At 44.2% G+C, this 18,428-nt stretch carries 16 protein-coding genes and 1 riboswitch; of the genes, 11 read left to right on the top strand and 5 right to left on the bottom strand.

What is annotated here, in order from left to right; genetic code table 11:
* Positions 1 to 134: 134 nt before the first annotated feature.
* Positions 135 to 2,582 carry an acyl-CoA dehydrogenase FadE gene (gene fadE / locus ACVBIK_RS05910; RefSeq protein ID WP_447169287.1) on the bottom strand — a complete coding sequence of 816 codons (2,448 nt, stop codon included), beginning with the start codon at positions 2,580 to 2,582 and terminating at the stop codon, positions 135 to 137.
* Positions 2,583 to 2,829: 247 nt separating this feature from the next.
* Here fadE and ACVBIK_RS05905 point away from each other — a divergent pair, with 247 nt between their 5' ends.
* The gene (locus tag ACVBIK_RS05905) at positions 2,830 to 3,612 is read left to right on the top strand and encodes a class II glutamine amidotransferase (protein ID WP_447159859.1); all 783 of its coding nucleotides are present in this window, start codon (positions 2,830 to 2,832) and stop codon (positions 3,610 to 3,612) included.
* Positions 3,613 to 3,691: 79 nt separating this feature from the next.
* Here the strand turns inward: ACVBIK_RS05905 and ACVBIK_RS05900 are convergent, their stop codons facing one another.
* Entirely contained in the window at positions 3,692 to 4,477 is a 786-nt protein-coding gene (locus ACVBIK_RS05900; protein ID WP_447159858.1) for a DUF3108 domain-containing protein, read from the bottom strand.
* 73 nt (positions 4,478 to 4,550) lie between these two features.
* A complete protein-coding gene (locus ACVBIK_RS05895; RefSeq protein ID WP_447160012.1) occupies positions 4,551 to 4,877 on the bottom strand; it encodes an MGMT family protein in 327 nt (108 codons plus the stop codon).
* Between the two features lie 238 nt (positions 4,878 to 5,115).
* Between ACVBIK_RS05895 and ACVBIK_RS05890 the strand changes: the two genes are divergently transcribed.
* Positions 5,116 to 5,787 (top strand): hypothetical protein, encoded by a 672-nt coding sequence (locus ACVBIK_RS05890; protein ID WP_447159857.1) that lies wholly within the window; start codon positions 5,116 to 5,118, stop codon positions 5,785 to 5,787.
* A gap of 205 nt (positions 5,788 to 5,992) precedes the next feature.
* Here the strand turns inward: ACVBIK_RS05890 and ACVBIK_RS05885 are convergent, their stop codons facing one another.
* Positions 5,993 to 7,714 (bottom strand): MFS transporter, encoded by a 1,722-nt coding sequence (locus ACVBIK_RS05885; protein WP_447159856.1) that lies wholly within the window; start codon positions 7,712 to 7,714, stop codon positions 5,993 to 5,995.
* Between the two features lie 235 nt (positions 7,715 to 7,949).
* Between ACVBIK_RS05885 and def the strand changes: the two genes are divergently transcribed.
* A complete protein-coding gene (gene def, locus ACVBIK_RS05880) occupies positions 7,950 to 8,441 on the top strand; it encodes a peptide deformylase (RefSeq protein ID WP_447159855.1) in 492 nt (163 codons plus the stop codon).
* A 154-nt stretch (positions 8,442 to 8,595) separates the two neighbouring features.
* On the top strand, positions 8,596 to 9,144 hold the full coding sequence (locus ACVBIK_RS05875) for a DTW domain-containing protein (RefSeq protein WP_447159854.1): 549 nt from the start codon (positions 8,596 to 8,598) through the stop codon (positions 9,142 to 9,144).
* Positions 9,145 to 9,219: 75 nt separating this feature from the next.
* Here the strand turns inward: ACVBIK_RS05875 and trhA are convergent, their stop codons facing one another.
* A complete protein-coding gene (gene trhA, locus ACVBIK_RS05870) occupies positions 9,220 to 9,927 on the bottom strand; it encodes a PAQR family membrane homeostasis protein TrhA (RefSeq protein ID WP_447159853.1) in 708 nt (235 codons plus the stop codon).
* A gap of 298 nt (positions 9,928 to 10,225) precedes the next feature.
* Here trhA and ACVBIK_RS05865 point away from each other — a divergent pair, with 298 nt between their 5' ends.
* The 7 genes from ACVBIK_RS05865 (at position 10,226) to thiH (ending at position 18,378) form a co-directional block, all read left to right on the top strand.
* A complete protein-coding gene (locus ACVBIK_RS05865) occupies positions 10,226 to 11,239 on the top strand; it encodes a hypothetical protein (RefSeq protein ID WP_447169286.1) in 1,014 nt (337 codons plus the stop codon).
* A gap of 164 nt (positions 11,240 to 11,403) precedes the next feature.
* Positions 11,404 to 11,502, top strand: a riboswitch (TPP riboswitch).
* A gap of 145 nt (positions 11,503 to 11,647) precedes the next feature.
* Complete coding sequence (gene thiC / locus ACVBIK_RS05860) at positions 11,648 to 13,636, top strand: phosphomethylpyrimidine synthase ThiC (protein ID WP_447169285.1); 1,989 nt, start codon at positions 11,648 to 11,650, stop codon at positions 13,634 to 13,636.
* Positions 13,637 to 13,638: 2 nt separating this feature from the next.
* Complete coding sequence (gene thiE, locus ACVBIK_RS05855) at positions 13,639 to 15,252, top strand: thiamine phosphate synthase (protein ID WP_447169284.1); 1,614 nt, start codon at positions 13,639 to 13,641, stop codon at positions 15,250 to 15,252.
* Between the two features lie 13 nt (positions 15,253 to 15,265).
* The gene (locus tag ACVBIK_RS05850) at positions 15,266 to 16,066 is read left to right on the top strand and encodes a HesA/MoeB/ThiF family protein (protein WP_447169283.1); all 801 of its coding nucleotides are present in this window, start codon (positions 15,266 to 15,268) and stop codon (positions 16,064 to 16,066) included.
* 147 nt (positions 16,067 to 16,213) lie between these two features.
* A complete protein-coding gene (thiS, locus tag ACVBIK_RS05845) occupies positions 16,214 to 16,471 on the top strand; it encodes a sulfur carrier protein ThiS (RefSeq protein ID WP_447159848.1) in 258 nt (85 codons plus the stop codon).
* 1 nt (position 16,472) lies between these two features.
* Positions 16,473 to 17,237 carry a thiazole synthase gene (locus ACVBIK_RS05840; protein WP_447159847.1) on the top strand — a complete coding sequence of 255 codons (765 nt, stop codon included), beginning with the start codon at positions 16,473 to 16,475 and terminating at the stop codon, positions 17,235 to 17,237.
* Positions 17,230 to 18,378: a 2-iminoacetate synthase ThiH gene (thiH, locus tag ACVBIK_RS05835; RefSeq protein WP_447169282.1), complete on the top strand. Its 1,149-nt coding sequence runs from the start codon at positions 17,230 to 17,232 to the stop codon at positions 18,376 to 18,378. The genes ACVBIK_RS05840 and thiH overlap by 8 nt, the downstream gene beginning before the upstream one ends.
* The last annotated feature ends 50 nt before the right edge of the window (positions 18,379 to 18,428 follow it).

Below are 18,428 nucleotides of genomic sequence, written 5' to 3'. Positions count from 1 at the left end.
GTCTTTTATGAGGGCGATTTATCAATAATAAGCCAATAAAAAGAGGCCTAAGTTATCAGCTTAGGCCTCTTTTTCGTAGTGCTTATTACTAAAGTTTATCAGTCAAACCTACATGAGAAGCTTACAAGAAAAGCTTACGCAGCTTGTACCTGTTGAGTGTACTCAAGTGTGCGCGCTTTTAACTCTTCTGGGTCAAAATCATCGACATTGATTGACTTCATACGGCCGATTTCAGCTCGCTCAAGCAAGGCAATCTCATCTTCACTTAGTACCCCAAGCGCCTTACCTTCAGCTGCGATTTTATCAAGCCACATGAATGGCAGGCGCTTACCTGCCGCTTTACAGACTTTGTCGTAGATCGGCTCAGATGCCAAGATATCTTTAAAGGTTTGTTCTTGAATACCCACAGCGTTATGTTCGCTAGGCGTCCAGAACTGGCCTTTGCCTAAACGGTCACGACTTGCACAAGGTGTTTGCATGATTTTTGCTACCTTATGGTCAAGTATGTCACTTGGGCGCTTAAGTGGACGACCAAATGGGAAGATCACAGCTCGCAGCGCAACACCTAGACCCATAGGGAAGTTATCTAATAGGTCATCAAGCGATGATTGTAACTTGTATAGTGAATCTTCTACAGCCCATTGCACGAGTGGCAGATCTTCAGTCAAACGACCTTCATCTTCATAGCGCTTAAGGGTTGCTGAAGCAAGATACAGCTGGCTAAGTAGGTCGCCAAGACGGGCAGAGATCCGCTCTTTACGCTTAAGGTTACCGCCAAGAGTGGCCATCGCAAGGTCCGATAGTAGTGCTAAGTTAGCGCTAAAGCGGTTCATCTGCTGATAGTAACGTTTAGTCTTATCTGAATATGGCGCGTTAGAGAAGCGGCTCGACGTTAGACCCATCCAGAAACTACGGACTAGGTTGCTGGTGGTAAATCCAATGTGACCAAATATAGCCGTGTCAAAATCGCGTAGGCCCCTGCTTGCGTCGGTATCAAATGCTGATTCCATCTCGGCTAATACATACGGATGACAACGAATAGCCCCTTGGCCATAGATAATCATCGAACGGGTAAGAATGTTGGCACCTTCTACGGTAATCGCAATGGGTGCAGCCTGATATCCGCGGCCTAAGTAGTTATTTGGGCCTAAGCACACACCTTTACCACCATGAATGTCCATCGCGTCAATAACGCATCGCTGCATTCTGTCTGTTAGGTGATATTTTACAATGGCTGAGATAACTGACGGCTTTTCGCCAAGATCAATACCCGTCGTTGTCAGTGAGGTCACCGCATCCATTAGATAAGCATTGCCGCCAATGCGCGCCATTGGCTCTTCGATCCCTTCAAGCTTACCGATAGGTAACTTAAACTGACGACGAATACGGGCGTAAGCGCCTGTTGCGAGTGCTGCGGTTTTAATGCCTCCGGCAGAGTTAGACGGCAAGGTAATACCACGGCCAACCGATAGACACTCAACTAACATTCTCCAGCCTTGGCCAGCCATTTCAACGCCGCCAATGATAAAGCTTAGCGGTACAAACACTTCATTGCCACGAGTAGGACCATTTTGGAACATACAGTTTAGTGGGAAGTGACGACGTCCAGTTTCAACACCTTCAATATCGGTAGGGATTAGAGCACAGGTGATGCCGAGTTCTTCTTGAGTACCAAGCAGTTGATCTGGATCGCGAAGTTTAAAAGCAAGCCCCAGTACGGTAGCAACTGGAGCAAGGGTAATATAGCGTTTGTTCCAGGTTAGCTTCATACCTAATATTTCTTCGCCTTCCCATTCACCTTTACAGACAATACCGTAATCAGGAATTGCGCCAGCATCACTACCAGCTTCTGGGCTTGTTAGTGCAAAACAAGGTACTTCTAAGCCTTTAGCAAGGCGAGGTAAGTAATGGTCTTGCTGAGCGGTAGTACCATAATGCTGTAGTAATTCACCAGGACCGAGTGAGTTAGGTACACCAACGGTTGAAGCCAGCTCACTGCTTAGACCTGCAAGTTTTTGCAGAACACGTGATTGAGCGTAAGCCGAATACTCTAAACCGCCGTACTTCTTTTTGATAATCATGGCAAAGAAACCATGATCTTTAAGGTATTGCCAGATCTCTTCAGGAAGATCACCAAGTTCATGAGACACTTGATGCTGGTTTAGCATGCGACATACTTCTTCAACTGGACCATCTAAGAAAGCTTGCTCTTCTGCGCTTAAGCTCGCTTTTGGGTAATTGTGTAGCTTGCGCCAGTCAGGCTTGCCAGCGAATAGGTCGGCTTCCCACCAGGTGGTTCCCGCTTCGATGGCTTCTTTTTCTGTGGAAGACATCTCCGGCATGATGCCGCGGTACATTTTTAGAAGTGGGCGAGTAATAACGTTTTGTCTAAATGAGCTGATATTAAGAGGTAGAGCAATGACAAGAAATACTACCCACAGTAATGGGCTTACACTTGCGGCTCCGGTACCAATTGCTAATACAATCGCGGTGCCTAAGGTGGCAGTTAGTAAAGAGACTCTGAGATAAGCAAATGCGCCTATCGTCACAATCATCGCCAAGATCCAAAGTAGGGTCGTCACTGTAATTCTCCTTTTATGTGTGACCTATAGTGGTGCTAAAGGCACTTATTTTAGGTTCTTCCTCACAATTATAGTGCGTGGTCAGACCTGTGTCTCACAAAATCTAAACCTTAGTTAATTTTAATACAAGATTTTTTTAAACAAATGTTTAAATTTTTGTATCGGGATAAACATTTCACAATGGCTATCAAGTGAGTAAAATGGTGTAATTAGAGAAGATAGTAATAGATAAACGGGATAGAGATTAATGTGCGAGTTACTGGCCATGAGTGCCAATGTTCCGACCGATATTGTATTTAGTTTTACAGGGCTTGCCCAACGAGGGGGTGTAACTGGACCACATGTCGATGGTTGGGGGATCACGTTTTACGAAGGTAAAGGTAACCGCACCTTTAAAGATGCGCGCCCGAGTAGCGAGTCTCATGTTGCACAGCTTATAAAATCGTACCCGATAAAAAGCGAAGTGGTTGTAAGTCATATCCGTCAAGCTAATCGAGGTTGTGTTTCACTTGAAAATACCCACCCGTTTACGCGTGAGCTTTGGGGCCAGTATTGGACATACGCCCATAATGGTCAGCTAAGTGGTTATGAGCAAAAATTTGTCTCAAAGCGTTTTACCGCGGTAGGGGATACCGATAGTGAAATGGCTTTTTGTTGGATCATGGACAAAGTGGTTGAGGCATTTGGTGATACAGCTCCTGCTGATAGGCTAGCGGTTTATGATTATATTTCGACACTCGCCGATGAAATTCGCACATTAGGTGTGTTCAATATGATCTTAAGTGACGGTGAACACCTTATGAGTTATTGCAGCAATAACCTTTGCTATATCACTCGACGCGCGCCTTTTGGCAAAGCTAAGTTGATTGATACCGATGTGGTGATTGACTTTGATAAAGAGACCACACCTAACGATGTTGTCACGGTGATAGCCACAAGGCCTTTAACTAATAACGAACAGTGGAACGTATTAACTCCCGGTGAATGGAAGTTATTTAAAAAAGGTGAGTTAGTCAGCTCGTCCAGTTAATAACGGCTTACTGAAATAAAAAAGCTCGCTACGTTTGGTGTGGCGAGCTTTTAGAACTTGATACGCTGTAGCTGCGAAATTAGCCTTTTTCATTGCTAGGAACATCATGTAATTGAGCCTGTTCTGATGTTGATTCATCAATTGGCTTTACGGGGGCAAAATGATAATTAAGCAGTTTGATGTCGAGTTGTTTACTGCCTTTCTCAAAATGGGTTAAGCGGATAGGAAGGTAGCTAAGTTCTGGCGCCATCCAAAAGAAAGTCTGGCGTTTTTTGCTCTTGCGTACCACTTCAAACTTAATGGTTTGGTAGCTGCCACTGTCGATATTTACCCGTTCTTTGCCTACAATTTTAAAAGCGTAATCATCGACCTCGCCCTCTTTTACCATGGTGTAATGCAGTTCATCTTTATGGGCTTCCATGTCGAGTCTAAACTGTAACTGAACCATCAGCGGATCAAATAACTGGCTGTCATAAGGAAATTGGGTTCGCTCATCTTTGTATCGGCTATGGATAACATTTTGGCCTTTTGCAAAAGCGGCTTGCTCTCTAAAACTTGGTCCGGTGCCGGTGCGCTCAACTGAATAACGCATAGGCATCAGCTGATTATTACCCTCTAAAGTAAATTCACTGCGTATATGACGTTGGTCAGATAGCATGAGCAAGCCCACATCACTATCAAAACGGTATTGAAATAGGTTGCCGTCGGGCGCATCGAGGATATAGCGGGCGCGGCCTAGTTCAATACTGCCGTAATTGACTTGATACTCTGCAGTATGTGGTGTTAATGCTGTTGTATTGGCAAGACAAATATGACTGACAAACAGCAAGCTAGTAGCGAATAGAGCTGGTAACGTTTTTAACAAAGACAACTCCTTACAATCGAGGATGATTTGGCACTGGCCTAATTTTAATACAATATATTAATGACACTAGCATCTAAAATGGTAATGAAAGCACTAATGTTGCGATATCAGGTTGCCACTCATATTCAGACAACTTAACTTTGCCACGGTTCACTATAATGTCTTCGCTGCGCAGTCGCTGCATCTGTTCAATGAATGGCGAGCTATGTTCAGCAAATGATATTTTTCCTTGGCTATTAATCACTCTGTGCCATGGCAGGTTTAATTCATCGGGTGCTAACTTAAGCGCTTTTGAAACGTAACGAGCTCGCCCTGGTAAGCCTGCTAAGTCGGCGACTTTTCCGTAAGAACAGACTTTCCCTTCAGGGATCATAGACACAATATGCCAAATTTGCGTCATTGCTGAAGGCTTACTGCTTTTTTGAATCAAATCGAGTTCCTTTTATTACCGTAAGATTTAAACTTGAGAAGGTCAATAATCTTGCTCTATATGGCTCATATTTACGCTTATTAGCGTTACCAATGTTAATGGTTTGGTGGCGCTATCGTTCATGGTTAATGGGTTGTAATATAAAGTAAAAGCTCTTGCCGATACTTGGCGCTAAAGTAATAATAGCGCTTTTTTGACGGTAGATATAATGTCAGTAAAGAGGTTAAGTCATTTTCTGGGGGCTTTGTTATTACTCTCAGTTGCATCAGTCCCAGTTTTCGCAGGCGATTTTAGACATATTGCAGATCCATTAAATTTGAATGATTCGCTCTATGTTGGTTTTGATGGCGATGTGTTTAAGCTTGGTGGTAGCTTTGCAACAAGCCACCAAAAGTTTTCAGCCAATACCAATATTGGCGGCGATAAATGGCACTTAGGTTACCTTTACTCTACGCAGCAGGTAAATTTTAGAGCCTCTGTTGTTCATGGTAAAACTGATACACCCCAAGGTAAAGCCAGCCATTATCAGTACCAAATGGGACTTATGACCGAGCATCAGGGCTGGTTTTCAACCCAGGTATTTACAGAATTGGCGGTGAATCATTTAGCCGTTAAGTCATATAAAGACAGCACTGCTGCCAATGCCAATATGACTGTGTTAAAGGCGATGACTGAACATTGGTATAGTGAGTTTTACCTGCAGGGTAATGCCGGTGTTGACGGCGTTGAGCGCTATGAGGCGAGAAGTTGGCTAGCACTTGGTTATCAGATTAACCCACAATGGTCTTGGCTTGTGCGTTATCAGTATGATTGGGAAAAGCTTGATCGCTTTGAAAGCGAAGACACTCAGTGGGTGTTTGCGGTGCGCTCTCAATTTTAAATAGTGCGGTTGGTACGCTATGAGTTTTAACGTAGCATTAAGAAGCCCATGTTGATCTGATTAGACCGACATGGGCTTTTGGTTTTAAGCGCCGTTGAATAAGATTTATTGCTGGTTAACGCCTATTGAAAATTTGAGTTATCAATAGGCTTATCCTTGGGTATATTCGCAATAAGTGACAACCACTTACTTAAGGGTTAATGATTTAAGTCGCTTGAGCTACTGGCACTGCAGTATCATCTGCAGCTTCTGGTGTGGTACCAAACTTATGGAACAGTACTAAACCAAGTGCCGTTACCAAACCAAGTGCCCCTATGATGTACCACATCAGACCTGGGCGACCAGCGCCTTTGGCAACTTCTGAGTATAGGTAGCCAGATAGCGGGCCCGCCAGTAAGAATCCAATCGCTGAAGAGACAAAGTAGTAACCCATAAACATGGCTTTCTTGTCATTTGGCGCAAAGCTTGCCACATACTCTTGGCTTTTCGGTGATGCAACCATTTCGCCAATTGAGAATACCAAGATAGAGGTCAGCACCATTGCCCCGCCCATGATTGCGCCATGCGCCAGTCCGCCAATGGCAGTGCCTAAGGCGAGAATAATCGTGCCACCAACCAAAACGGGTAATGCTTGGAAACGTTCTACGAAACGACTGATCATCAACTGCATTATTACAATCGACAAAAAGTTAAGTCCAATAAGGTACTCAGGGTTAACTTGGCGATATTCACTTGCCCATGTTTGAGCATATTGCGCCGCAAGCGCAGGGTTTTGTGATATAGCATTTACCGCTTGGCTTATCTCAGCTGTTGGCACCATGACTTTTGTATGAACAAGTTCAAAGTAAGCTTGCTTAACGTTAACTGTCCCTGCAGCCACCTCATGGCTTAAGCGGGTTAATTCCGATTGCAGTAAACTCGTATCAACAGGGGCGAAAAACTGTAATAAGTCAGGGTAACCTGCGAGCATCATCACTAAATCAGATGTATCGACAAAGTCTCGAATGTAGATAGGTAAGGTAATAAATATCTGCTGATAGACCATCCACATACCGGATAGGATGAGTAGATAGATCACAAAGGGTTTGTTACCTAGACTGATTTTCTGCGCGTACCACGGAGCTTTGGGTTTTGTTGATGCTAGCTTGTCCCAGATGATATGGCCAGTGAACCAGGCTGCATAAATGATTAGGGTTGTCTCCCCCGTGATCCACTTGGCGCCATAGGACATTAAGATGATTAACGTACCAAAGAATAAAATGGCAAAGCGGGCGTTGCCAAGAACTTCTTGGATGTCTTGGAATACGGCTTTAAGAGGTTTACCTTTCTGCTGGCTTTGATCCGTAGGTTCTTTATAGAAAAAGAAAGCTGGAATAAAGTTAATTGCAATCCAAAATGATGACATGATAAACACCCAATCCCAGCTAATCGCTCTAACATAACCGGCAATGAAGGGACCTAAGAACCCACCGATATTGACCATCATGTAGAAGATCCCGAAGCCTAATCCCCTGTTTGTATCATCTGTTGTTCGGGCTACGGTGCCAGTGACCACAGGTTTAAAGCAGGCAGCTCCTACTGCGACCCCCATAAAGGCCACAAAGAATCCCATAAAGGTATCAACTTGGCCAAGTAGGTAGTAGCTGGGGCACATGATAGCGTAAGCCACTAAGAACATTTTCCGATAACCATATCGGTCGGCAAGTGCTCCAGTTAATACAGGGAATAAATAAAGGAAAAACGGGATCATACCTTGTAATAAGCCACGTTCTTGATCTGAAAATCCTAAGCCACCCTGATTTTGCGGTGAGGTCATATAAAGGGAGGATAGGGCGAAAAAGCCATACCAAGCAAGGCGTTCAAAGATCTCCATCGTATTGGCAACGAAGAATGTAGGGGGCAGTGCAGTGCGTCCTGCTTGTGTCATATTATTTTCCGTATATTTTATACATTTTGTTTTATGCTATCACATGTTGCGTAAATGTGGAGCTAATTGTTTAAATTAGCTGCTGGTGTATGTAGTGATTTGGGAGGCAATAGAGAAGATATACTGAAAGGGCTATTGAACTTAAATAGACTTAAATCGCCGCGGTAGTTGCCTTTGCGATTGTTTCGGTCATAATAGCGCGAATTTTTTTAGTTAACATTAGTGTGATAATGATATGGCTGTGCTAGACATTTTAACGATCCCCGATGAACGCCTTAAGCGTAAGGCGGTACCTGTAACAGATATTGAGTCTGTACAAGGTTTTATTGATGATCTTATTGAGACTATGTACGACACCGATGACGGTATCGGCCTAGCTGCAACTCAGGTTGGTAGTTTGCATGCTATTTTGGTTATCGACTTATCTGAAGAACGTGATCAGCCAGTAGTATTGATTAACCCAGAGATTATTGAATCGCGTGGTTCGTATCAAGGCGAAGAAGGTTGTTTATCTATCCCGGGTTATCGCGCTAAAGTCAATCGCCATGAAGGGGTTAAAGTAAGCGCATTAGATCGTCACGGTAAAACGTTTGAAATTGATACCGATGAATTTTTAGCAATCGTGTTGCAGCATGAAATGGATCACCTAAATGGTGTGGTATTTACCGACCATCTTTCTATGCTAAAACAGCAGATAGCCTTAAAGAAAGTTAAAAAATACAAATAGATGAGCAGTGTATTGCTAAGTTGCATGCAGGCTTAGATAAAACACTGTAGTACAATGAAGCGCACATCTGTAAGGTGCGCTTTTTTATGAGTGTTTCTACACCTTTAGCTGTTTCGGTATATACTCGCATCTTGTTACATTAAGAGTCAGGCCATTGCACGTCATATTACTAACCCATGAGCGAGAAGCAATCCGTCCAACGAATACGGGCAATATTGCACTGCAACAGTTCCCTGAATATTGTCAGCGGATCATGTGGTCACGGGTAACGCCATCACAGCTTTTATTAGATAAGTTAACTGAATCGACAACGGCGCTGTTATTCCCTGAGGTGGACTCAGCCGCTCTGTCTCAAGATGAAGGCTCGGTAAACACAGCTGTTGAAAGCAGTGCTTCTCAATGCCGAGCATCTCGAAACACAGATAAAGTACTAAAGTGGCCAGAAACAGTAGTGATTTTAGATGCGACTTGGCAAGAAGCCCGTAAAATGCTGCGCCAAAGCCCTTATCTAAAAACAGCTAACACTTTCTCTTTAAGCGATACGCCAGACTCACAGTTTAATCTCAGGCGCAATCAGGTTGAGGGAGGTTTGTGCACACTCGAATGTATTATTGAGCTATTTAAACAAGCTGAAATGACTGATGAGGCTCAGTTGTTGACCGAAAGGTTTATCGATTTTTGCCAGTTATCAGTAGATGATTAACTCATAAAAAAAGGCGCTATAAGCGCCTTTGTTGTATCGAGTGAAGTAAAGCTTAAAGTTATCGATATTAGCGAGTTAAATCACGGTTAAGTAAATACATAAGAAGTGAGATACCGCGCCACCTAAAACAAACAAGTGCCAAATAGCATGATTGAAGGGGATGCGTTTAGCGACGTAGAAAATGACACCTAAGCTATAAAAGAGCCCACCGCTTATCAATAAATTGAAACCTAAATCTGACATGTTGGCGATTAGCTCTTGCATCACCGTCACACATAGCCAACCCATCACTAAATACAAGACTAAGCTAAACACTTTAAAGCGGCCAATAAATAGGGTTTTAAACAAAATACCGCCAATGGCAAGTGACCAAATGGCAATTAATACCCAATTGGCGTCGCTGCTCGCCAGCGTAATCAATATCAACGGCGTATAGGTTCCGGCTATTAACAGATAGATGGCGCAGTGATCGGCAATTTTTAACTTATGTTTTACTAGAGGCGAAGTTGCATAGTGGTAAAGGGTTGAACAAAGAAACAGTAAAATAATACTACAGCAGTATACGACCACGCCGGTTAACTGAATAAAACTGAGGTGATCATAGCCTTTAAGCAGACATAAAATCAGCCCCACGATCCCTGCAAGTACGCCAATACCATGACTGAGGCTATTGGCTAGCTCTTCATTAGCACAATAATTAGCAGAGGTTATTTGTTTACTTGTTGGCTTATTCGTTGGCTTAGAACCTTGATTATCTGGAGCTGTCGCATGTTCTACTGGCATTATATAAATGACTTCTGGATTACCATAATTGTGGTCAGTGTAACATTTTAGATTGTAAAAGCTACAGTTTAAGCGAACACGTGTACGCTTAAATTGGCAATTCTTAAACTGACAACTCTGGACTGACACTCTTGAAATCAGTATCTCTTGGATGCTCCTGTGTTTAGTGTGCGATATTCAATGGGCTCCTCAGCCTAGCATAAATAACTAATGTGAACTTATTTAAGCTGAGATTGTTCTAAGCTGTTATCACTATAGGAAGAGTGTCTAATTAAGCACAAGAGTTAGGAAGAGCCAATTGAGAGCGACGCAGAAGTGGGAGGCCAAACGCGAGCAAATCGTTAACGCAGAAAAAAGTAAGCAACAGCAACGCCAAGTTCGATTCAACGGCTTGCTCATTATCTCCAGTGTCATACTATTACACCTTGTGGCTATCGTTGCGATAAACCAATTATGGACAGGCACAGCACTGGTAACTAAAAATGTGTCCGGCGCTAAAATTCAATCATATCTGTATCAAGTTCCTCAAAACGTCACTGAGCCAAAAGTCACAGATCAAAAAGTTATTGAGCAAGTAATAAAAACGGATATTGAGCTTGAAGTGAAAAGTGAAGTCACAGTAAAACCTGTCGTAAATCCAGAGATTGTTGCTGCTACTTCGCAAGAGAAAGAACTACAAGAGAAAGTGTGGCAAGAGCGTGAAACTAACAACGGGTCAATTAAGGTCAGTAAAACAAAGGACGCTATAACGAAAGGTACTATAACAAAGCAGGCTATGACAAAGGGCACTATAACAAAGCTGACAATAAAAAAGGCGAGTAACACAAAGGGCACGATAGCTCGCAGTGAGAATAGTCAGTATGAAAAGTTAAACTTAATTCCTACTCAAAATGCGAATTCAAGTTCAGGTCAAAATAGTAGTCAAAATTTAGCATCAAGCTCAAGCCTGTTTACGCAGTCTTACTTGGCCAAGCAACGAGCCAGCAAACTCGATGAACTCATTATAGACAAGGCTGATCAATATACTAAAAAGCGTTCCTTGAGTGAGATGGATGGCGACATGCAAGAGTTAGTTTTCCCTCAAGTTGATGAGTACAGCAAGGTGCTCACAACCAACCATAGATTAGATCCGAATCGCATCGTCAGGCAGGGTGATACGTGCTATCGCATTGTCCAAGTGCCAACGCAAATTAACCCTTTTGCAGAAAACCTGGGTTACCCATTTAATTGTGGTGGAGACAAGATAAAAAAAGCGATCAATGATGCGATTTCCGCACAACTAGATAAGCGAATGATAAGTAAAAAGGGATAAGTTTTAGTTGATAAAAATTCATCTATTTTAACGGAATTACCCATTTTACAAGTTAAAACTCATATGTAACAGTTGGTTATGGTTCTAATTTTTTGCTTGTTTATTCTAGTCTAATATCTACTTAAGCACTTGTATGTCACAAGTCGATAGGACTATACTGCCAGTTCATCTTGTCGGAGTGCCATATGGCTGAGACCGTTAATTCGGGATCCGTTGAACCTGATCAGGCTAGAACCTGCGAAGGAAACAAGCGAAATCATTGCAAAAATGTCTGTTTAAGACATGCTTAAGCAATGTTTCGAAGGTTACGTGTAGCTGGCGTTTATTGCCTTACTATCCGTTCAACTTTTCACATTCTCATTTCTCCTGACAAGCAACTTCATTTCTTTTTATAAAGTGAGTTTGCTAATGTCAAAACGCCGCGAAACCCGAGCTCAAGCTCAACAGTTTATTGATAACTTAAAGCCGCTACAGCACCCAAATTCTGAAAAAATTTACCTACAAGGTAGTCGAACAGATCTAAAAGTGGGTATGCGCCAAATACACCAAGCTGATACCCTAATTAGCGGCTCTGAAGCCAATCCTCTATTTGAAGCCAACCCTCCACTAAAAGTCTACGACTGCGCAGGTGCGTATTCTGATCCTGATGCAAAAATCGATGTGCGTAAAGGATTAGAAAAGTTCCGCGAGCACTGGATAGAAGAGCGCGATGATACCGAGCAACTTGCAGGTGTCAGCTCTGGCTTTACTCAGCAGCGCTTAGCTGATGACGGCTTAGACCACCTTCGATTTGAGTCATTATTACCACCTCGTCGCGCCAAAATAGGTAAATGTGTGACGCAGTTACACTATGCAAGGCAGGGCATTATCACGCCTGAAATGGAGTACATTGCCATTCGTGAAAACATGGCACAGGTAGAAGTACGAGACCCTATCTTAACGCAAAAAGATAAGGGGGAAAGTTTTGGCGCAGTGATTGGCGAGCCGATAACCGCTGAATTTGTTAGACAAGAAATTGCCCGTGGCCGAGCTATCATCCCTTTAAATATCAACCACCCAGAAGCTGAGCCTATGATTATTGGGCGTAATTTTTTGGTTAAAGTTAACGCCAATATTGGTAACTCTGCGGTGACATCGTCAATCGAAGAGGAAGTTGAAAAGCTTGTTTGGTCGACGCGTTGGGGCGCTGACACCGTGATGGACTTGTCGACGGGACGTTATATTCATGAAACCCGTGAATGGATTATTCGTAACTCACCAGTGCCAATTGGTACGGTACCAATTTATCAAGCGCTTGAAAAAGTAAACGGCGTTGCAGAAGATCTAAATTGGGCAACCTTTCGCGATACCTTGATCGAACAAGCCGAACAAGGCGTAGACTACTTCACTATTCATGCTGGTGTGTTACTGCGTTATGTACCAATGACGGCAAAACGTTTAACGGGCATCGTGTCGCGTGGCGGTTCAATCATGGCCAAATGGTGCTTGTCACACCATAAAGAAAATTTCCTTTATGAACATTTTCGTGAGATCTGTGAGATCTGCGCCGCATACGATGTATCACTGTCGCTGGGGGACGGTATGCGTCCGGGATCTATTGCCGATGCAAACGATGAAGCGCAGTTTTCGGAATTAGAAACCTTAGGCGAGCTGGTGAAAATTGCGTGGGAATATGATGTGCAAACCATTATCGAGGGACCAGGTCATATTCCAATGAATCTCATCAAAGAGAATATGGATAAACAGCTTGAGCTGTGTGATGAAGCGCCATTTTATACGTTAGGCCCGCAAACAACAGATATCGCGCCGGGTTACGATCACTTCACCTCAGGTATTGGTGCGGCAATGATCGCTTGGTATGGCTGCGCCATGTTGTGTTATGTCACGCCAAAAGAACATTTAGGCTTGCCGAATAAAGAAGATGTGAAACAAGGACTTATTACCTACAAAATTGCAGCTCATGCTGGCGATGTTGCAAAGGGACACCCTGGCGCGCAAATTCGTGACAATGCTTTATCAAAAGCACGTTTTGAGTTTCGCTGGGAAGATCAATATAACCTTGGTTTAGATCCTGATACAGCGCGTGCTTATCATGATGAATCTTTACCTCAAGAGTCTGCCAAAGTGGCACACTTTTGCTCCATGTGTGGCCCAAAATTCTGTTCGATGAAGATCACTCAAGAAGTCCGTGATTATGCCGCCGCTCAAGAGCGTGAACAACAGGTTAGCAGCATCGATATTAAATCGGATGCTGAATATCAATCATACACAGTGAGTGAAACGACTGTTGTTCGTGAGCAGGGCATGGCACAGATGTCGGCTGAGTTTAAAGCCAAGGGGGCGGAACTCTACCATGAAGCCGCTGAAAAAAAGCGTGATGTGGTGCTAGAGGATTAGTCATGAAAAATGCTCCCCATAGTTGGCCTGACAAGCGTCCGATAGTGTGGACGATTGCGGGTTCAGATAGCGGAGGCGGCGCGGGTATTCAAGCGGATCTGGCAACCATGTCAGATCTCGATGCCCATGCGTGCAGCGTTATCACTGCTGTGACAGCGCAAAGCTCGGTGACGGTGTCGTTGGTGGAGGCGGTATCCGCGCAAATGTTACGCTCTCAGCTTGATACTTTGCTAGCAGACCTGCCGCCAGCTGCGATTAAAATCGGTTTACTGGCAGACCAGTCACAAATTACTGCGTTAGCGTCATGGCTTAGCACTCAACAAGCGAGTTGGCTTAAAGTCGGTATTAAGGTTCCTGTTATCTTAGATCCCGTGATGGTAGCGACTTGTGGTGATCAACTGGCAAATAATGCCAGGCTAGACTTTAGTCCTTTCAAAGGGCTGCTAAATTTAGTCACTCCCAATAACGCTGAGCTTGAGGTGCTAGCGGGGCACACACTCGATGATATTGACGCATGTATCGTAGCGGCTAAAACGCTTGCTGATATGCTTGCAACATCAGTGCTGGCAAAAGGCGGAGATAAAGGCCCAAGTTGGTGTCAACAGCAGGCTAATGACTTACTGATTTGTCGGGATGTAGATGGCATATCCAAGCAGCATCAGTGGCAAGGCTTTTGGTTATCGAGCATAAGAGAAATCAGCGGTAATAATCATGGTACTGGCTGCACCTTATCATCAGCTATCGCTGCTGTGATGGCTCATGGTTTTGTGCTTAATGATGCCGTTGTAGTGGCTAAAGCCTATGTTAGTGCAGGCCTGCGTTTGAGTTATCAACCGGGGAAAGGCCCCGGCTGCCTAAAAAGAACGGCGTGGCCAAGGGAGAGCAACTTATTCCCTTATATCAAACAAGTCACCGAGCAAGACCACTTACCCTGTTCATTGGCTAATAATGAGCTAACCAGAGAAGGCGAGCTCAATGGTTTTAAAAAGATTAATGCAGCTTTGGGCGTGTACCCGGTTGTAGCAGATGTGGTTTTACTCGAAACGCTGTTAAAAGCTGGAGCGAGAACTATACAACTTCGGCTAAAAGATCCCAAAGAGCTTGCATTGAAGTCTCAATCTTTGGAGCAGCAGATAATTCAAGCCATTGCGCTGGGGCGTGATTACCAGGCGCGAGTGTTTATTAATGATCATTGGTTACTAGCGATAAAGCATCAAGCGTACGGTGTGCACCTGGGTCAGGAAGACTTAATGGACTGTGATCTTAAGCAGTTAGCTGAGGCGAATATGGCACTTGGTTTGTCTAGCCATAGTTATTTTGAGATTTTGCTCGCTAAGCAGCACAACCCGTCCTATATCGCTTTTGGTCATATATTTGCTACATCGACCAAGGTGATGCCCTCTACACCGCAGGGGCTAGCAAAGCTTGCAAGGTACGTGTCATTGATGAAGGGGGAGCTGCCCATCGTCGCGATAGGGGGGATAGATGCCTCAAGGCTTGAAAGTGTTAAGGCGACTGGCGTAGATGATATTGCTGTTGTACGGGCTTTGACTGAAGCAGAAGATCCAGCGTCCGCATTTAACACGTTAACCCAAGCATGGCATGAGTCGGTATGACGGGAATATCAAAATGACAATGACCAAAGGGGTATGCAACGCGTTAAGCGATAGCGACTTTCTGCAATATTCACGGCAGGTCCTACTACCCGAAGTGGGTGAGACTGGACAGGTCTCACTGGCTAATGCGCATGTTGCCGTAATCGGTATTGGAGGGTTAGGTAATTTAGCTGCTCAGTACCTAGCCGCTGCAGGCGTTGGCCGCATAACGCTGGTGGATGGTGATGAGGTTGAGTTATCAAACCTTCCACGGCAGCTGATATTTACGGTCAGCGATATTGGGTATAAAAAAGCGCGAGTGGCACAGCAAAAGCTTGGCCAAGCATACACTCACGTCAAGTTAAAGGCCGTTACTGAACACTTGATGAAAAACAATATCAAGCAAGTGCTTAACACAGATGTTGGCCAATATGATCTATTACTTGATTGCAGTGACAACTTTGATACCCGCCAATTGATTAATGGGTTTGCAATGAGTCATGAGTTGCCTTTGGTGTCAGCTTCGGCAGCACACTTTCAAGGACAACTACTGCATATAGACCAGCAATATAGCCCACAATCTGGTTGTTATCACTGTCTATTCCCTGCAGATATGCAAGTTAGTCAAAGCTGTCAAACCGTGGGGGTATTAGGACCTATGGTAGGCGTACTGGCATCGATGCAAGCTTTGATTGCACTGCAACAGTTATTAGGTTGTAGAGAGACCGTCGGTAAGTTATTTCGTTTCGATGGTAACCAATTTAGCTGGCGAGAAGCGACGGTTCCACGCAATAAAGACTGTTCAGTATGCCGTATTAAAACCGTCAATTATTAACCGTTGAGTATTAGGCGAGAAATCTTAATCGGGAAGTTTTAATTGGGAAGTATTAGGCGATAAGTCTTAACCGGAAAGTATTAACCGAGAATGATTAGCCTCGAGCTCAATTTTGTACAGCGAGGGGCTAATCTGTGGAGCAATTTTATGCAGCAAGTTAATAATAATGATGAACAGAAAGACTGCCGTGGCATTTCAATCAGTATCAATGATGAAGTTAAGCAGCTCGCTAACCACACAACACTACAGGCTGTGATCGAAGCTTATAGTCTGGCACAAGGCATTGAGATAAAGGCGATAGCGGCTGCGCTTAACGCAGAGGTTGTACCTCGACAAAGCTGGCCTATTACGCAGTGTAAAACAGCCGATAAACTAGAACTCTTTTCTGTCGTAGCCGGAGGCTAAAATGTTAACGATTGCAGAACATCAATTTGAATCACGATTATTTACCGGTACAGGTAAGTTCGTTGGGCCAGAAACCATGTTGGCCGCCATTGAAGCATCTCAATCCCAACTGGTGACACTGGCGGTTAAAAGACTGGATCTTAAGACTGGCAGCGACAATATATTAAAACCATTGTTAGACAGTGGCGTAAAACTTCTACCTAATACGGCAGGGGCTCGCAACGTCAAAGAAGCGATTTTTGCGGCCCATCTGGCGAGAGAGGTGTTAGGCACTAATTGGATTAAGCTTGAGATCCACCCTGACCCTAAGTATTTAATGCCAGATCCTATCGAAACCTTAGAAGCGGCGCGGATTTTATGTGAACAAGGCTATGTGGTTTTGCCATATGTTCATGCAGATCCAGTGCTTTGTCGACGTTTAGAAGAGGTGGGCTGCGCTGCAGTGATGCCACTGGGTAGCCCGATAGGATCAAATCAGGGATTAGCCACCGAAACCTTTTTAAAGATCATTATTGAGCAAGCTAAAGTACCAGTGATTGTTGATGCTGGAATTGGCGCACCGTCACAAGCCACTCATGCTATGGAGCTGGGGGCCGATGCAGTGCTCGTTAATACTGCGATTGCCAGCAGTTCTGATCCTGTTGCCATGGGGCGCTGCTTCGCACAAGCGGTAAATACCGGCAGACAAGCCTATATGGCAGGGCTCGGCGCAGTGAGTCATCAAGCACATCACACCAGCCCGTTAACAGGGTTTTTAAATGAATAACCAACGTCAGAAAAATCCTCAAACAGAGCAGCAAAAAAGTTTTGTTGATGTGTTTAAAAAGCTGTCTCGCTCAGAGCTTAAGCTGAAACTCTATTCGCAAACCGCAAACGATGTTGAGCGGGCGTTGCATCAGGCTGCGGGTAATTTAGATAGTTTATTGGCACTATTATCACCCGCTGCAGAGCCTTATCTTGAGCAGATGGCGCAGCTGTCGGCGGCACTCACTCGGCAGCGCTTTGGTGCAAGTGTCGGCATGTATATTCCGCTTTACCTATCTAATCTTTGCGCCAATGAATGTGATTACTGTGGCTTTACGATGAGTAATAAAATTAAGCGCAAGGCCTTGTCTAATGATGAGGTGTCAGATGAGATGCGCTTAATTAAAGCTATGGGATACGATTCTATTTTACTGGTATCGGGTGAGCACGAAACTAAAGTAGGACTAGATTACTTTAAACAAGTTCTGCCTTTGGTTCGTGAGCAATTTAGCCACGTGGCCATGGAGGTACAGCCGCTTGACGAGCAAGATTACCGAGAGTTAGTGAGTGAGGGGCTTGATGCGGTGATGGTGTATCAAGAAACGTATAACCCTGTGATTTATGCCGAACATCATACTCGAGGAAAAAAGAAGGACTTTGTGTACAGGCTTGAATCACCCGATAGAGTCGCTCGGGCTGGGGTTGATAAAATCGGATTAGGTGTGTTGTTAGGCTTAGATGATTGGCGTTTTGATGCATTGTTAATGGGGTACCATCTCGATTACCTAGAGAAAACCTATTGGCGAAGTCGTTACAGTATCTCTCTGCCGAGACTCAGACCTTGTACTGGCGGGGTGTCACCTAAAGTGGAATTAACAGACAAAGGCTTGGTACAGATGATCTGTGCTTTTCGTTTGTTTAATCAGCAGCTAGAGATCAGTTTATCGACACGAGAAACGCCTAAGCTTCGAGATAATTTGTTCGGACTCGGTGTGACGAATGTTAGTGCGGGCAGTTCAACTCAGCCTGGCGGTTATGTTGAACCTAATACTGAGCTCGATCAGTTTGAAATTAGTGATGCACGGACGCCACAAGCCGTTGCTAACGCCATGCTGCAACGTGGAGTTAACCCGGTTTGGAAAGACTGGGAAACAGGTTGGTGATGGCGGTCTAAATATATAGATGGTACATATTGGTAGCACATATAGGCAAG

Source organism: Shewanella sp. 125m-1 (assembly GCF_052977065.1).
Note: the sequence above shows the minus strand (reverse complement) of the source record. Positions and strands in the feature narration are given on the sequence as shown.